At 73.1% G+C, this 15,574-nt stretch carries 13 protein-coding genes; 7 read left to right on the forward strand and 6 right to left on the reverse strand.

The genetic code is table 11. The features are described from left to right. The first annotated feature begins 4 nt into the window (after nt 1–4). On the forward strand, nt 5–3,112 hold the full coding sequence (locus AC07DO_RS17225) for an amino acid adenylation domain-containing protein (RefSeq protein WP_479060453.1): 3,108 nt from the start codon (nt 5–7) through the stop codon (nt 3,110–3,112). Between the two features lie 143 nt (nt 3,113–3,255). On the opposite strand, the gene AC07DO_RS17230 is transcribed toward AC07DO_RS17225, so the two are convergent. The 4 genes from AC07DO_RS17230 to AC07DO_RS17245 all read right to left on the reverse strand — a co-directional run bounded on the left by AC07DO_RS17230 (nt 3,256) and on the right by AC07DO_RS17245 (nt 6,392). Then, complete coding sequence (locus tag AC07DO_RS17230; RefSeq protein WP_479060454.1) at nt 3,256–3,789, reverse strand: VanZ family protein; 534 nt, start codon at nt 3,787–3,789, stop codon at nt 3,256–3,258. A 26-nt stretch (nt 3,790–3,815) separates the two neighbouring features. Then, on the reverse strand, nt 3,816–4,208 hold the full coding sequence (locus AC07DO_RS17235; protein ID WP_479060456.1) for a DUF2267 domain-containing protein: 393 nt from the start codon (nt 4,206–4,208) through the stop codon (nt 3,816–3,818). Nucleotides 4,209–4,315: 107 nt separating this feature from the next. After that, nucleotides 4,316–5,242 carry a YihY/virulence factor BrkB family protein gene (locus AC07DO_RS17240; RefSeq protein ID WP_479060458.1) on the reverse strand — a complete coding sequence of 309 codons (927 nt, stop codon included), beginning with the start codon at nt 5,240–5,242 and terminating at the stop codon, nt 4,316–4,318. A 259-nt stretch (nt 5,243–5,501) separates the two neighbouring features. Next, nucleotides 5,502–6,392: a DUF72 domain-containing protein gene (locus AC07DO_RS17245; RefSeq protein ID WP_479060460.1), complete on the reverse strand. Its 891-nt coding sequence runs from the start codon at nt 6,390–6,392 to the stop codon at nt 5,502–5,504. A gap of 186 nt (nt 6,393–6,578) precedes the next feature. Between AC07DO_RS17245 and AC07DO_RS17250 the strand changes: the two genes are divergently transcribed. From AC07DO_RS17250 to AC07DO_RS17265, 4 genes are read left to right on the forward strand one after another with little or no spacing between them, the layout of a single operon-like run. After that, complete coding sequence (locus AC07DO_RS17250) at nt 6,579–7,673, forward strand: glycosyltransferase (RefSeq protein ID WP_479060461.1); 1,095 nt, start codon at nt 6,579–6,581, stop codon at nt 7,671–7,673. Next, nucleotides 7,670–8,737 carry a glycosyltransferase family 4 protein gene (locus AC07DO_RS17255; protein WP_479060462.1) on the forward strand — a complete coding sequence of 356 codons (1,068 nt, stop codon included), beginning with the start codon at nt 7,670–7,672 and terminating at the stop codon, nt 8,735–8,737. The genes AC07DO_RS17250 and AC07DO_RS17255 overlap by 4 nt, the downstream gene beginning before the upstream one ends. After that, complete coding sequence (locus tag AC07DO_RS17260; protein ID WP_479060464.1) at nt 8,734–9,810, forward strand: glycosyltransferase; 1,077 nt, start codon at nt 8,734–8,736, stop codon at nt 9,808–9,810. The genes AC07DO_RS17255 and AC07DO_RS17260 overlap by 4 nt, the downstream gene beginning before the upstream one ends. Further along, nucleotides 9,795–10,646, forward strand: a complete 852-nt coding sequence (locus AC07DO_RS17265) for a glycosyltransferase family 2 protein (protein ID WP_479060465.1) — start codon at nt 9,795–9,797, stop codon at nt 10,644–10,646. Before AC07DO_RS17260 ends, AC07DO_RS17265 begins: the two co-directional genes overlap by 16 nt. On the opposite strand, the gene ligD is transcribed toward AC07DO_RS17265, so the two are convergent. Both ligD and AC07DO_RS17275 read right to left on the reverse strand, forming a co-directional pair. Continuing rightward, nucleotides 10,624–11,637, reverse strand: a complete 1,014-nt coding sequence (gene ligD / locus AC07DO_RS17270) for a non-homologous end-joining DNA ligase (protein ID WP_479060467.1) — start codon at nt 11,635–11,637, stop codon at nt 10,624–10,626. The two genes, AC07DO_RS17265 and ligD, sit on opposite strands and share 23 nt — an antisense overlap. Before the next feature lie 5 nt (nt 11,638–11,642). Continuing rightward, on the reverse strand, nt 11,643–12,320 hold the full coding sequence (locus tag AC07DO_RS17275) for a DNA polymerase ligase N-terminal domain-containing protein (protein ID WP_479060725.1): 678 nt from the start codon (nt 12,318–12,320) through the stop codon (nt 11,643–11,645). 260 nt (nt 12,321–12,580) lie between these two features. Here AC07DO_RS17275 and AC07DO_RS17280 point away from each other — a divergent pair, with 260 nt between their 5' ends. Continuing rightward, nucleotides 12,581–13,516: an anti-sigma factor RsbA family regulatory protein gene (locus AC07DO_RS17280; protein WP_479060468.1), complete on the forward strand. Its 936-nt coding sequence runs from the start codon at nt 12,581–12,583 to the stop codon at nt 13,514–13,516. Between the two features lie 91 nt (nt 13,517–13,607). Continuing rightward, nucleotides 13,608–15,449: an APC family permease gene (locus AC07DO_RS17285; RefSeq protein ID WP_479060469.1), complete on the forward strand. Its 1,842-nt coding sequence runs from the start codon at nt 13,608–13,610 to the stop codon at nt 15,447–15,449. Nucleotides 15,450–15,574 lie beyond the last annotated feature (125 nt).

Consider the following 15,574-nt stretch of genomic DNA (forward strand, 5'->3'; position numbering starts at 1 on the left):
CACCATGCGCCACGACACCTACCGCATCCCCGACACCGTCCGCACCTGGAACGACACCGCCACCGACTACCCCCGCGACGCGACCGTCGCCTGTCTGTTCGCCGAGCAGACCCGCCGCTCTCCCGACCGCCCGGCCCTGGAATGGGACGGGGGCCACCTCAGCTACCGCGAGCTCTACGCCCGCGTCCGCCGCGCCGCCGCACACCTCCGCGCCCGCGGCATGCAGGACGGTGACACGGTCGCCGTCCTGCTGCGGCGTTCCCCCGAGGCCGTGGTCGCGGTGCTGGCCGTCCTGGAGGCCGGCGGCGCCTACCTGCCCCTGGACCCGGACGACCCCGAGGAGCGGCTGGAGACGGTGCTGACCGGTGCCGGAGTGCGCCACACCGTCACCGCACCGGGCGAGCCGCCGCCCCCGGTCGGACGCCACGGCACCCACGTCACCACGGAAGAACTGGCCGCACACCGCCCGCCGACCCACGACGAACGCTGGGGAGTCGGCCGGTGTGCCACCGACCCGGCCTACGTGATCTACACCTCCGGCTCCACGGGCACTCCCAAGGGCGTGGTCTGCCCGCACCGCGGCCCGGTCCGGCTGGTGAAGAACACCAACTACCTGCAAATGGGCCCCGACGACAGGCTGCTGGCGACCACCGCCCTGACCTTCGACATCTCCTGCCTGGAACTGTTCGGCCCGCTGCTGAACGGCGGCTGTCTGGTGCTGCCGGACCCCGAGGTCCTGCTGTCCACGGAGGCTCTGGAAGAGACCCTGCGGACACGGCGGATCAGCGTGCTGTGGCTCAGTGCAGGGCTGTTCCACCAGCACGCCGAGGACAGGCCGGACATGTTCGCCACGCTGCGTGCGCTGATCGCTGGGGGTGACGCGCTCAGCCCGTCCGCGGTGCGCGCCGTGCTCCGGCACGGCCGCCCCGGCCTGCTGATCAACGGATACGGGCCGACCGAGGCATCCTCACTGGCCGTCACCCACCACATCGGGGACCTCGCCGCACATGCCGAGAGCGTGCCGATAGGGCGCCCCATCGCCAACGCCACCGCCTACGTCGTCCGAGAGGACGGCCGACTGGCCGAGCCGTGCGAGGACGGTGAGTTGTGGGTCGGCGGCGACGGCGTCGCCTGCGGCTATCTGGGTGACCCGCAGCGGACCGCCGAGGTGTTCGTACCCGACCGGTTCGGCCCCGATCCGAACGCGCGGCTCTACCGCACCGGCGACGTGGCGCGCTGGCGGCGGGACGGCGTGCTGGAGTACCGGGGCCGCCGTGACCGGCAGGTCAAGATCCGTGGCTACCGGGTGGAGCTCGACGAGGTCGAGATCGCTCTGACCGGCCATCCCGAGGTACGCGAGGCAGCCGTGGACCTTTTGGGGGAGGGTGCCGGGCAACGTCTGGCCGCCGCGGCTGTGCCCGCCCCCGGCGTCCGTGTGAAGGACCTGGCCGCACGGCTGACCGCGCACGCCCGGGACCGGCTGCCGCACTACATGGTTCCCGCGCAGCTGACCACCGTCGAGGAGATCCCCCTCAAGACGAGCGGCAAGATCGACCGTGAACGGTTCATGGAACTGGTGATACGCAAGGACGGCCGGGCCGAGCAGGACGGTGCCCCGCCGCACGGCCCGACCGAAAAGGCCGTGGCCGAGGTGTGGAAGGACCTGTTCGGCCTGGGCCACGTCGACCGCGCCGACGACTTCTTCGCGCTGGGCGGCACCTCGCTGCAAGCCACGCAGGTCGCCTCTGTCCTGCGGGAGCGCCTCGACCTGCCCCCGGGCACGAGCCGGCTCCTGCTACGGCACTTGCTGGAGCACCCCTCCCTGGCCGACTTCGCCGCCCGCGCCGAGGCGCTGCACAAGGGCGGCGACCAGGAGCGCGAGGGCGGGGACCAGGTCGACTTCACCGCCGAGGCGCGGCTCGAGGACCGGCTGCGCTTCGACGCCCCCGCGGCCGGTGCGCCCACCGCCCCGCACACCGTGCTCCTGACCGGCGCCACCGGATTCTTCGGTGTCCACCTGATCGACAAGCTGACCGCCGCCGGGGTGCCCCGGATCCGCTGCCTGACCCGGGCGGAGAACCGCGGCGCCGCGCACGCGCGGATCGCCGCGCGCATGCGCCACTACGGCCTTGACCCCTCCTGCTGCGAGAGCCGCATCGTGGCGGTCCCCGGCAACCTGGACGCACCCCGATTCGGCCTGTCCGACGCCGAGTGGGACGATCTCGCCCGCACCACTGACCTGATCGTGCACGCGGGGTCCCAGGTCAACTTCGCCTACCCCTACACCGCACTCGCACCGGCCAACGTGGGCGGCACCCGCACGGTCCTCGAACTGGCCGCCACCGAACGCCTCAAGCCCGTCCACTACATCTCCACCGTGGCCGTATGGGCCGGCCACGGGGCCGCGGGCAACCACCACGCCGACGAGAACACCCCGCCCGCTCACCCCGAACTGATCTCCCTGGGCTACCCGGAGACCAAGTGGGTCGCCGAACGCCTGGTCGTCCAGGCCGCTGAACGCGGTCTGCCGACCGCCATCCACCGTCCCTACGAGATCACCGGAACGCAGAAGCGCGGCGTGTGGAACACCGACACGATGATGTGCGCCCTGTTCCGCACCATCGCCGAAACCGGCATCGCTCCGGACATCCCGCTACCGCTGGACTTCGTGCCGGTCGACTACACCGCCCAAGCCGTCGTGCACATCCTCACCCACGAGCAGCCCGACGGGCGCACCTACCACCTCACCAACCCGCACCCGGCCCGCCTGCCGCTGCTGGCCGACCGCTTGCGGGCCCTGGGCTACCCCGTCACCGACCACACCTACGACTCCTGGGTCGCCCGCATCGCCGACCTGACGGCCCGGCAGCCGGACCACCCCATGGCGCCCTACATGCCCATGTTCACCGATCAGGCCCACGGAACGGGGCACACCGTCAAACAGCTCTACTTCTCCGGCACCTTCCCCGACCTGGACCGCGCACACGCCGATGCCGCCCTGCACGGCACCGGCATCACCTGCCCGCCCGTGGACGCCGACATGATCGATCTCTATCTGCGCCGCTTCCAGGACATCGGCTTCCTCGCGCCGCCCGCGAGCACGCACGACTGACGAGCGGAAGACCTCCTCACCCGCACCCGCTGCCTGGTCCGGCACCGCAGCCGGACCAGGCAGCGAACCGATCACGAATGGATCCTCCTACTGGTTCGACGTGCACGCCGAACCACACGACCCCGCCGGGGCAGAACGCTCTTTCAGGCGTCGACCGCGTTCCGCCGCGTGAAGCGGTGCCACCAGTGCCGTCGGCGCGGGTGGATGGCCCGGCCAAGGCGCCGCCCCAGCACGACGTAACCGAGCAGCGCACCCGCCGTGTTGAGGATGACGTCGTCGATGTCGAAGGTGCGGCCCGTCACGAACGCGCCCTGCGCCAGCTCGACGAGCACCATCGTCACCGCCGTGGCGATCCCGACCCGCACGAACCCGCGCGTGCGGGGGAGCACCACCGGCAGCAGCACCCCGAACGGCACGCCCAGCAGGATGTTCCCGCCCAGCTGCTTGACGGTGTCGCGGAAGGCGGGCTGCGCGAGATACGTGTCGATGGAGTCGCCCGGGGTGAAGTTGCTGTGGGTCAGCGCCTCCGAGCTCGCGGACGGCTCCAGCGTCAGACGGGCGAGCACCACGGCGAAGCCGACCATGAAGGCGAAGGCCACCAGCATGGTCACCACGCGGGCCAGCGGCGACATGGGCGCCGCACGACGGTCCTCCTCGTGACGTCCTGTCCGTGCCATCAGCGCCTCCTGGTCCCTCGGGTGCGTCAAACCGGTTCGGTGCGGCCGAACAGTCCCGCGTTCCCGGGCGGGAGCTGCGTGAGGATGCGGCGCAGCAGCGCGTCGTCCGCCACGTCCGCGAGCGTGCCGAGCACCGAGGTGACGGCGCGGCGCGCTCCCGCCGTGTCCTCGGCCGTCCGAGCGGCCACCGCGTCGACGAACTCCGCGGCCGACAAGGGCTCGGCGGCGGGTTCCGCGTCGGTGAGCAGGGCCCCGCACCCCTCGGGCAGCAGCCGGGCGAGATCGGTGCGGTCGTCCCCCACCAGGTGTGCGCCCAGGACGACCAGGACGTTCTCGACGGCGCCCGCTGCCTGCTGGCGGTCGGCGTAACTTCCCCGCTGCCGCACCCGGTCGAGAAGCGCTTCCAAGGATGTGTCCATGCGTGAGTCCCCGAGTCCCTGTTGTGGCAGTCCCTCTGGTGGCATCAACCGTTCATCCGGTACCCGGAGAACACGATGTGATGCCTCATCGGATGTGCTACCGGCGCCTAGGCCGATGTCGCCGCGCGGGCCTTCTCCACCTCGACCGTGAACTGCGCCCCCGCCAGCAGCGCCAGATTGGACACCCACAGCCACACCAGGAAGACGACGATGCCGGCGAGGGAGCCGTACAGCTTGCCGTAGGTCCCGAACACCGTGGCGTACAGCGTGAACAGGCCCGATGAGAGCAGCCAGAGCAGCGCGGACAGCAGTCCGCCGGGCAGGATGTGGCGCCAGCCGCGGGCCTCGGGCGGCGCGTTGCGGAAGAGGACGAGGACAAGCAGCGCCACCAGGCAGACCAGCGCGGGCCACTTCAGGACGGTCCAGGCGGTCTGGCCCGCGTCGCCGAGGCCGATGCGGTGCCCCACGCTCTCGGCGACCGAACCGCTGAGCACGATGAGCAGCGCGCTGGCGACGAGCAGGGCGAGCAGCGTGAGCGCGGTCATCACCACGCGGTGGCCCTTCCGCCACACGGGACGGCAGTCCTCGACCCCGTGCATCGCGTGCAGCGCGCGCCGGAACACGGCCGCGTAACTCGACGCGGACCACACCGCGCTGACGGCGCCGGCGATCACCACGGTGAGCGCGGCGGAGCGCGCGTCCGCCATGTCGCTGAGCGCCCGGTGCAGGGAGCGGCCCGATTCGGCGGGGGCCCAGTCCGTCACCTCGGCGATGAGCGCCTGGGTCGTGGCGGGGCTGACGAGACTGATGAGGCTGACGGTGACGAGCAGCGCGGGGAGCAGGGCGAGGATCGCGTAGTACGTCAGTGCCGCCGCCCAGTCCGACACGTCGTCGTCCCACATCGACACGGGGGTGCGGCGCAGGGCGGTGCGCCGCAGGGCCCACGTGGACCGGGCGTCGGAGCCGGAGCCCCCCTTGCGTCCGTGCGGTGCCAGGGCCGGCGTTCCGTGGACGGCGGACGGTGAACTGTCCATAGGGCTGCTCTTTCTTGCATGTCGACGGCGGATGCCGCCAGGCGTTCTCTTGCTCTGTTGCCCTGCCTGCGCGGTTTCGTGCCCGGAGACGACAGAAGCCCCGGACTCCCACATGCGGAGTCCAGGGCTTCTCATGGAGCGCTGGGCAGGCCTTGCACCTGCATTTCCCCGCAGGAAGCGGGGCGTCTTTCCTTGGACGACCAACGCCTGTCCCCCGACCGGAAGTCCGGCTTGAGGAGGCGATATTGATCTTATCCCATCACGGGAGGTGCTCCGTACCGCTCGGGGCCGCGGAGCGGTCGAGCAGGCGCGTCATCGTCTCGGCGGCCCGCACGGCCGCGTCCGCACAGCAGTTGTTGAACAGGACGTGCACCTCCTCGGTCCGTTCGGCGAGGGCGTGCAGCCGGGGGAGCCAGGCGCGGAGTTCGTCCTCGTCGTACGCGTACCGGAAGCGGTCCTCCTTGCTGCCCCGTCCCCACGAGGTGCTGCGGCCGTGGAACCGTACGACGGAGAGCGCGGGCACGGTGACCGGTGCGACCGGCGGCACGGCGGACGGCACCGACTGGTTCATGTCGACGGCGACCGCCGCCATGCCGTGCGCGGCGAGGAGCGCGCGCGTGGCCTCGGCGTTGCCCTCGCGCCACCAGTCGGGGTGGCGGAACTCCACCGCGACCGGCCAGCCCCGCGTGCGCCGCGCGGTCCGCGCGAGCAGTTCGTCGGCGCGCTCGCCGGGCCGCAGCCACGGCGGGAACTGGAACAGCACGCTTCCGAGCCGCCCGGCGTCGCGCAGCGGCGCGATCCCCGCGGTGAACCGTGCCCACACCTTGTCCAGGGCGGCCGCGTCCCGGGGGCCGTCGCGCAGCTCGTCGCGGAGGTCGGCGGGGAGCGCGGCGGGGCGCGTGGGGTGCCCGGTGAGCATCGAGAACGCCTTCACGTCGAACGTGAAGCGGTCCGGTGTCCGCTCGGCCCACAGCCGGCTGTTGCGCTCGCCGGGCAGCGCGTAATACGTCGAGTCCACCTCCACGACCGGGAAGCGCTCGGCGTAGTACCGCAGCCGCCCCGCGGCGTCCCGCCGTCCGCGCGGGTACCAGCCGCTGCGGACCAGCGCCGGATCGGTCCACGAACACGTGCCCACAAGGATGTTGCCCATGGGGGCCCGGTACCCGGATCCCGCACGGTGACAAGTGCGCGCCGGCGATCAGTGTGACAGCAGCGTGCGCCGGGACGCCCCTTACCTCCCCTATGTGCCTTACGCTCCGTTACGCTCCGCATGCGCGCTGCGGTGGTTCTCTACAGACTGGACGGAGGTGCCAAGCCCCCGCACTGAGGAGTCGCCGTGCTCGAAGGAACGCAGCCGCCCCCCACGCCCGCCCGTGAGATCCGGGTTGCATCGGTGCCGGCGGGCCACGTGTACGTACGACACTGCTCCCCGCCGGAACCGGACGGCGTCCGGCGCCTGGCCGACCCCCGGCCCAACGGCGCCCCCAGCACCTCCGAGCGCTGGTGGCCGCCGGTGATGCTGCAACCGGAGTGGGTCGAGGCGCACCACCGGGACTTCGACGTCTTCCACCTGCACTTCGGGTTCGACGCGCAGAGCCCCGACCGGCTGACGGCCCTCGTGGACGCCCTGCGCGCCCACGGGAAACCACTGGTCTACACTGTGCACGACCTGCGCAACCCCCACCAGCCAGGACCCTCCGCCCACGACGCGGCCCTGAACGTCGTCATTCCGGCCGCCGACCGGCTCATCACCCTCACCCACGGCGCGGCCGGCACCATCAACCGGCGCTGGGGCCGCGCGGCGACCGTCCTGCCCCACCCCCACGTGGTGGACCTGCCGCTCCTGGACCGGGCCAGACCGCACCGCGACCGGTTCCGTGTCGGCGTACACGCCAAGAGCCTGCGGCCGAACATGGACGTGCAGCCTGTCGTGCGCGTCCTCGCGGACACCGTCGCGGGGCTCCCCGACGCGGAGCTCCAGGTCAACATCCACCGCGAGGTGACGGACCCGGCCTCCCCGGCCCACGCCCCGCAGCTCCTGCGCGAGCTCCGCGACCTCGACGAACGGGGCCGCCTCACGCTCGTCGTGCACGACTACTTCGACGACGAACAGCTCTGGGACTACCTCACCTCGCTCGACCTCTCCGTGCTGCCCTACCGGTTCGGCACGCACTCCGGATGGCTGGAGGCGTGCCACGACCTGGGAACCGCCGTCGCCGCGCCGGACTGCGGCTTCTACGCGCAACAGCGCCCCTGCCACACCTACGGGCACACCCAGGAAGACGGCCTGGACGAGGAGTCCCTGCACAAGGCGGTGCTCGCGGCCCACGAGCAGAGACCGGCGCCGCGGGCCGCGGCGCGGCACAGGACGCGGGAGCGCGCCGCCATCGCGGCGGCCCACCGCGCCCTCTACAGGGAGGTGCTCCGATGAGCGGCGTGCGGGTGGCGCTCATCGCGTCCGCGCGCCACCCCATCACCGAGCCGTTCGCGGGCGGCCTCGAAGCGCACACGTGGGGCCTCGCCCATGCGCTGACCCGGCGCGGCCACGAGGTCGACCTGTTCGCGGCGCCGGGCTCCGATCCGGCGCTCGGCGCGTGCGAACTCCCCGTGCGGCACGTCGTGCTGAGCGCGGCGGCCCGCTCGGACGCCTCCATGCCGAGCACCGTGTGGATAGAGGAGCACCACGCGTATCTGAGCCTGATGCTCGACCTGGCGCGCGACGGCGAGCGCCGGTTCGACGTCGTGCACAACAACAGCCTCCACTACCTGCCCGTCGCGATGGCCTCGGCCCTGCGGGTCCCGGTCATCACCACGCTCCACACGCCCCCGACCCCCTGGCTGGAATCGGCCATCCAGAGCCACGACGTGTGCCCGGTGGTGTTCACCGCCGTCAGCCGGTACACGGCGTCGGCCTGGCACCCCGTCGTCCCCGCGGCGCGCGTCGTGCGCAACGGGATCGACACCGACTTCTGGCGGCCGGGGCCCGGCGGCAGCGACCTGGTCTGGTCGGGCCGCCTCGTCCCCGAGAAGGGCCCCCACCTGGCGATCAGGGCCGCCCGCGCGGCCGGCGTGCCGCTGAAGCTCGCGGGGCCGATCTCCGACGAGCGGTACTACGAGGAGGAGGTCGCGCCGCTGCTCGGCGACGGTGCGCAGTACGTCGGCCACCTCGACCGGCAGGGGCTCGCCGAACTCCTCGGCCACTCGGCCGCCGCGCTGGTCACCCCCAGCTGGGACGAACCGTACGGCCTGGTCGTGGCCGAGGCGCTGGCTTGCGGCACGCCCGTCTGCGGCTTCGACCGCGGCGCCCTCGCGGAGATCCTCACCCCGGCCTGCGGACTGCTCGCGCCGTCCGGCGACGTGGAGGCGCTCGCCGGACTCATCCCGCGCGTCATGGAACTCGACCGCGGGCAGGCGCGGCGCCGCGCGGAGCGGTTCTGTTCGCTGGGCCGCACCGCCGACGCGTACACGCGCCTGTACGAGGAGGTGGCGAGGTGATCGGCTACTACGTCCACCACCAGGGGCGCGGACACCTGCACCGCGCCCTGTGCATCGCGTCCCGGACGACGGACCACGTCACCCTCCTCTCCTCCCTTCCCCGGCCCGCCGCCTGGGCCGGCCCGTGGGTCTCCCTGCCGACGGACACCGCCGACGACCCGCTCGACCCCACGGCGGGAGGACGCCTGCACTGGGTGCCGCTGCACCACCCGGGGCACCGCGAACGCATGGGGATCATCGCGCAGTGGATCCGCCGGGAGAGGCCGTCCCTGTTCGTGAGCGACGTGTCCGTGGAGGCGGCGGCGCTGGCCCGGCTCATGGGAATCCCCGTCGTGGTCATGGCCATGCGAGGCGACCGCAAGGATCCCGCCCACCGCCTCGGCTACGACCTCGCCGACGCACTCCTCGCCCCCTGGCCGCACACCGTGCCGGAACCGGGCTGGCCCGCCCACTGGCACGCCAAGACGGTCCACACGGGCAGCATCTCCCGCTACGACGGACGGCCTCGGCCGGCCCCCGACGCCGCCCCGGACGCCAAGGAGGTGGTGGTCATGCTCGGCGCGGGCGGCACCCACCTCACCGCCACCCACCTCCGCGAGGCGCAACGGGCGGCCCCGGACTGGACGTGGACGGTACTGGGGGGCCGGGCTCCCGAGAACCCCGCGGGAGGCGGTCCGGCCGCCGGCGGACCCGTCCCCGACGGCGCCTCCCCGTCGGCCTGGCTCGAAGACCCCTGGCCCGTGCTCTGCCGGGCCCGGGTCGTGGTCACGCACGGCGGGCAGAACGCCGTCGCCGAGTGTGCCGCCGCCCGCGTGCCCACCGTGGTCATTCCCGAGGAGCGGCCCCACGGGGAACAGCACGCCACCGCCCGGGCGCTGCGCTCTGCCGGTCTCGCGACCGTGCGGGAGAGGTGGCCCGACGCCGAGGAGTGGCCCGCGCTGCTCACCGAGGCGGCCGCCCTGCCGGTCCGGTGGGACCAGTGGTCCTGCGGCGACGGTGCGGGGCGCGCCGCGCGGCTCCTCGGCGACCTGGCAGCCCGGCCGGCCAAGGGGGTCGCATGCGTACCGCGGTGATCACTCTCGCGGCGGGCCGCCACCGGCACCTGCTGCTCCAGCAGGACGGCCTCGCCCGCGGCGAACGCGTCCCCGACCACTACGTCGTCGTCTCCATGGACGACCCGGACATCGGCCCGCTCGCCACCGGCAGGGAGCCCGCCGCGGAGGTGGTCACGCTGCCGCTGGCCGACGGACGGCTGCCGCTCGCCGCCGCACGCAACGAAGGGGCGGCGCGGGCCGTGGCGCTCGGCGCGGACCTGCTGGTCTTCCTCGACGTGGACTGCGTGCCGGGGCCGACGCTCCTGGACAGCTACGTCAACGCCGCCCACGACTGGGCACTGCTGTGCGGAACCGTCGCCTATCTGCCGCCCCCGCCGCGCGGCGGCTACCGGCTCGACGAGCTCCACACCCTGGCCCGGCCCCACCCCGCACGGCCCGCCCCCGACCACGGCCAGGTGCTGCGCGGGGGAGACCCGCACCTGTTCTGGTCCCTTTCGTTCGCCCTGACCACCCGCACCTGGAAACACGTCGGCGGCTTCCACGAGGCCTACACCGGATACGGCGGCGAGGACACCGACTTCGCCGCCACCGCGGCCCACCGGGGAGTCGACCTGTGGTGGGTGGGCGGCGCCCCCGCCTACCACCAGCACCACCCGACGCGTCAGCCCCCCGTTCAGCACATCGACGACATCCTGCGCAACGGAGCGATCTACAAACGCCGTTGGGGCAGCTGGCCGATGGAGGGCTGGCTGCGCGCCTTCGAGGCGCGGGGCCTCGCCGTGTACGACCACGCGGCCGACGCGTGGCGCAAGGCCGAGCCGGGACCGCTGCTCAAGGCTCCGTACGCTCCCTGACGACGTCGGCGGGGTCCCTGTCGTCGCGGAGCCCCTGGTAGCGGGGGTGGCGGAGCATGCCGTCGCGCGTCCACTCCGAGAAGGCGATCTGCGCCACGAGCCGCGGCCGCGTCCACCGCGCCGCACGTTCCGCGACCCGCCCCTCGAACGGCGACGTGTCCACCCGGAGATCGTCGAGTTCGCCGCGCAGGGCGAGCAGGGTCCTGCGGTCGAAACCGGTGCCGACCTTGCCCGCGTACCGCAGCCGCCCGTCCTCGTGGTAGCCGAGCAGCAGCGCGCCGATGCCGACCCGGCTGCCCGCGGGCTCGGTGAAGCCGCCCACCACGAACTCCTGCCCCCGGGAGCACTTCAGCTTGAGCCAGTCGTCCGAGCGGCGCCCCTGATAGGTGCTGTCGGCCCGCTTGGCGATCAGCCCCTCCCAGCCGCGCTCGCAGGCTTCGGCGAGGAGTTCGGGGCCGCCCGCGTTGCGGTGGGCGCTGAAGCGCAGCGGCGCGGCGAACGTGACCGAGCGGCGCAGCAGGGACTTGCGGGTGCGCAGCGGCAGCCGCCGCACGTCCGTGCCGTCCAGGCGCAGCAGGTCGAAGACGTAGTAGGTCACGGCGACCTTGCTGGCCGCGACGTCGGCGGGCCGGGTGAGGCCCATGCGCTGCTGGAGCCGCGCGAAGTCGGTGCGGCCGTGCGCGTAGGCGACGATCTCGCCGTCGACGGTGAAGTCCGCGCACTCCTGCGCGGCGAGCGCCTCCACGATCTCCGGGTACGTGGCGTCGAGCCGCCGCCCGGACCGGGACCGGAGCGTCACCCGCCCGTTCTCGCGGACGGCGAGGACGCGGATGCCGTCCAGTTTCCTCTCGAAGACCCAGCCCCCCGGGAAGTCACGCCGGTCGCTGAGCGTCGCCAGCATCGGCGACGCCGCCAACTCGACGCCCGGCGACGCCTCGCGGGTACGGCTCGACAGGTCCGGCGGCAGCGTCTCCAGCGCGCTCCGCTCCACGGCGGTCAGCCCTGCTCGGCGATCTGGCGCAGCGTGCGGCCGGTGCGGGCCGAGCGGGCGCGCCGGGGATCCGGGGTGCCGCCGCCCGAGTGGTGCCCGGTCCGCACGAGCAGCCAGGTCGGCTTCGCGCCGCCCCCGGACGAGGCGTCCTGCTCCTCGCGGCCGTGGAAGCGGGTCAGCGCGTACTGTCCGCGCAGCTTCTCGCCGTGCAGGTCGAACGTGGCGTGCCCCTTCTCCAGGGCCTGCGCGAACGGCACCGGGCGGTGCTGCTTGTCGTGGCTCGTGGGCCGGTACGTGCCGCGGTCCCAGACCATGACGGTCCCGCCGCCGTACTCGCCCTCGGGGATCACGCCCTCGTAGTCCCGGTAGTCGAGGGGGTGGTCCTCGGTGGGGATGGCGAGCCGCTTGTCCCGCGGGTCGGTGGAGGGGCCCTTGGGGACCGACCACGACTTGAGCACGCCGTCGACCTCCAGACGGAAGTCGAAGTGCATCGTGCTCGCGTCGTGGATCTGCACCACGAACGAGGGCTCGTCGTCGGCGGGCCGCCCGTCCGCGTCCCGGGCCGCGCCCTCGCCGCTGGGCTCGGCGGTCCTGCCGAAGTGCCGCTTGTCGCGGTAGGTCCGCAGAGCGTCCTTCCCGCCCTTCCCTCTCCCGCTCCCGCCGCTCTTGCCGTTCCCGCTCATGCCGCTCCCGCCGGTCCCGCTCTTCTCGCTCACCCCGACTCCCTTCCGCGCCCCCTGTGCTCGGTTTCGGCCAGGTTATGCACGCCCGGTTCCCTCCGCACGGCAAGCGCCCGCGGCCGCCCGCGGCTGTAGCACGGGCCACGGGCGCCCTCGTTCCACTTCAACTCACCGCCGGTTCGAGCCACGTGGGGGATAATGGGCCACCCGCCCGCCGGAGCCGCTCCGGCCCGAGCCGCCGGCAAGCGAGGTGTCCGCCGCCCATGAGTGCCCCGACCCAGACCGAGTCCTTCGTCCACCCGGCGCTGTTCTACCGGGGCCCGGAGGAGTACGTGGCGGGCACCGTGCCGTTCGTCCGTGAAGGGCTCGACGCGGGCGAGGCGGTGGCCGTGGCGGTCCCCGAGGCCAATCTGGCGCTCATCAGGGACGCGCTGGGGGAGCGGGCCGGCCAGGTGCGGCTGCTCGACATGGAGCAGGCCGGACGCAACCCGGGCCGGATCATCCCGCGCGTGCTGCGGGCCTTCGCCGACGCCCACCCCGACCGGCGGGCGCGCATCATCGGCGAACCCATCTGGGCCGGGCGCACCCCGACGGAGTACCCGGCCTGCGCACAGCACGAGGCACTGATCAACCTGGCGTTCCAGGGCCGTGAAGCAACGATTCTCTGCCCCTACGACGAGGCGGGCCTGGCAGAAACGGTCCTGGCCGACGCCCACGCCACCCACCCCACGGTCATCCGCGCAGGCCGGACGGACCCCAGCGCCGCGTACGCGCCCGAAGCGGTGGTCTCCCGCTACAACCAGCCCCTGACGGCCCCCGACGACGTCCCGCAGGCGGCGTACGCGAGACAGTCACTGTCCGACGTACGGCATCTCGCCATCCTCCGCGCGACCGAGCTCGGCATGCCCGAGGCCCGGCTGCAGGACTTCGCCCTGGTCGTCTCCGAGCTGACGACCAACAGCGTGGTGCACGGCGGGGGCACGGGCGCGCTGCGGGTCTGGGCCGAGGACGGCCACGTCGTCTGCGAGGTCCGTGACGCGGGCGTCCTCACCGACCCGCTCGCGGGCCGCCGTCCCCCGGCCATGGACCAGTACGGGGGCCGGGGCCTCCTCATGGTGCACGTGCTCACCGACCTCGTCCGCGTCCACACCGACCCGGCCCTGGGCACGACCACCCACTGCTACTTCCAGTGCCCCTGATCGTCAGAACCCCGTCAGGAATCGCCGCCGCGGCATGAAGGGTCCGTAAGGGACGGCCTGCGCGTGTCGCCGGGGGACGGAACCTGGGCGCATGTCCCTCCTGACTGCAAGGTCCGCCGTCGCCGAGAGCGCGCAGGCGGCCCCGGACCCCGGCGAGAAGCACCGGCTCACCGCCCTGACGGGGCTCGCCGCGCTCTCCCTCGACGCGATGGCGTCCGTGGCGTACGGGCCCGAGGCGATCGTCCTCGTGCTCGCCGCGGCGGGCGGCCACGGCCTCGGCTTCACCCTCCCCGTCACCCTCGCCATCGCGGTCCTGCTCGCCGTACTCGTCGCCTCGTACCGGCAGGTGATCGCCGCGTTCCCGGACGGCGGCGGCTCCTACGCCGTGGCCAAGCGGCACCTGGGACGCCGCACGAGCCTGGTCGCCGCGGCCTCCCTCGTCCTCGACTACGTACTGAACGTCGCCGTGGCCGTCACCGCCGGTGTCGCCGCGCTGACCTCCGCCATTCCGGAGCTGTACGGCGACCGGCTGGTGATCTGCCTCGCGGTGCTCGCCCTGATCACCGCGGTGAACCTGCGCGGCATCGTCGAGTCCGCGAAGGTGTTCATCGCCCCCACCGCCGTCTTCGTCGTCGCGATCCTCACCCTGATCGCCGTCGGTCTCTTCCGGAGCGGGCCGGTCTCGACCGCCGCCGCCGACGGCCATGCCTCCGTCGTCGCCGACAACGCCACGACGGTCGGCGCCCTGCTCCTGCTCAAGGCCTTCGCGTCCGGCTGCTCGGCACTGACCGGCGTCGAGGCCATCGCGAACGCCGTGCCGTCGTTCCGCGAGCCGAGGGCGAGGCGCGCCCAGCACGCGGAGGTCGTCCTCGGCGGGCTGCTCGGCACGATGCTGATCGGCCTCGCCGTGCTCATCTCCCGCTTCGAGCTGCGGCCCGCCGACGGCGTCACCGTCCTCGCCCAGCTCGCGGACGCCTCCCTCGGCCACAACTGGGCTTTCTACGTCGTCCAGTTCGCCACGGCGGTGCTGCTCGCGCTCTCCGCCAACACCTCCTTCGGCGGCCTGCCCGTCCTGCTCGAACTGCTCGCCCGCGACAACTTCGTCCCGCACGTCTTCGCGCTGAAGGCCGACCGGCAGGTGCACCGGCACGGTGTGCTCGCGCTCGCCGCCGTCTCGGCCGCGCTGCTGCTGTTCTCCGGCGGCGACACCAACACCCTCGTGCCGCTCTTCGCGATCGGCGTCTTCATCGGCTTCACCGTCGCGCAGACCGGCATGGTGCTGCACTGGCGGCGCGAACGCGGCACGAACTGGCGCGGCAAAGCGTTGCTCAACGGCGCGGGCGCGCTGCTCACCGGCGTCGGCGCGGTCGTCGTGACCGCCACCAAGTTCCACGACGGTGCCTGGCTGATCGTGATCGCGCTGCCGCTGCTCGTGCTCGCCTTCGAGACGGTCCACCGCGCCTACACGCGGATCGGTGAACGGCTCGGCATCGGCCGCGTGCCCGAACCCCCCTGCCGCGCACGCTCGTTGGTCATCGTCCCGGTCGTCGGTCTCTCGAAGCTGACCTGCGAGGCGCTGAACACGGCGGTCTCGCTCGGCGACGAGGTGCGCGCGGTGACCGTGACGTACGACGAGCCCGCGGACCGCGAGAGCGCGGCCGCGCTGCGCCGCGACTGGGAGCTCTGGAACCCCGGCGTCGACCTCGTCGAACTCCCCTCCGCGCACCGCACCGTCGGCGGTCCCGTCGCGGCGTACGTCAGGAAGGTCCACGAGACCCACCCCGGCGCCCGGGTCACGGTCCTGATCCCCGAGACCGAGCCGGCCCGCCTCTGGCAGCGGATCCTGCAGAACCGGCGCGGCGCGGTCGTCGCCCGCGCTGTGCGCAGAAACACGAACGCGGCGATCTGTCGCCTCAGGTTCCGTCTGACCTGATCTGCACCGGCCCGTCTGGGCCGATCTGCGCCTTTTCGCCCCGACTGGCCTTCCCGATCGGCCTGTTGCCCCGGGCCGTGGGTGCCCGAGTAGGGTCGGGGACCCCCACATACAAAGAGTCGCGC

The organism is Streptomyces sp. NPDC045678 (assembly GCF_056432085.1).

Coding starts and splice junctions, on each gene's coding strand:
- AC07DO_RS17225 (WP_479060453.1), top strand. CDS start 5: ATGCGCCACGACACCTACCGCATCCCCGACACCGTCCGCACCTGGAAC.
- AC07DO_RS17230 (WP_479060454.1), bottom strand. CDS start 3,789: ATGGCACGGACAGGACGTCACGAGGAGGACCGTCGTGCGGCGCCCATG.
- AC07DO_RS17235 (WP_479060456.1), bottom strand. CDS start 4,208: ATGGACACATCCTTGGAAGCGCTTCTCGACCGGGTGCGGCAGCGGGGA.
- AC07DO_RS17240 (WP_479060458.1), bottom strand. CDS start 5,242: ATGGACAGTTCACCGTCCGCCGTCCACGGAACGCCGGCCCTGGCACCG.
- AC07DO_RS17245 (WP_479060460.1), bottom strand. CDS start 6,392: ATGGGCAACATCCTTGTGGGCACGTGTTCGTGGACCGATCCGGCGCTG.
- AC07DO_RS17255 (WP_479060462.1), top strand. CDS start 7,670: ATGAGCGGCGTGCGGGTGGCGCTCATCGCGTCCGCGCGCCACCCCATC.
- AC07DO_RS17265 (WP_479060465.1), top strand. CDS start 9,795: ATGCGTACCGCGGTGATCACTCTCGCGGCGGGCCGCCACCGGCACCTG.
- AC07DO_RS17275 (WP_479060725.1), bottom strand. CDS start 12,320: ATGAGCGGGAACGGCAAGAGCGGCGGGAGCGGGAGAGGGAAGGGCGGG.
- AC07DO_RS17280 (WP_479060468.1), top strand. CDS start 12,581: ATGAGTGCCCCGACCCAGACCGAGTCCTTCGTCCACCCGGCGCTGTTC.
- AC07DO_RS17285 (WP_479060469.1), top strand. CDS start 13,608: ATGTCCCTCCTGACTGCAAGGTCCGCCGTCGCCGAGAGCGCGCAGGCG.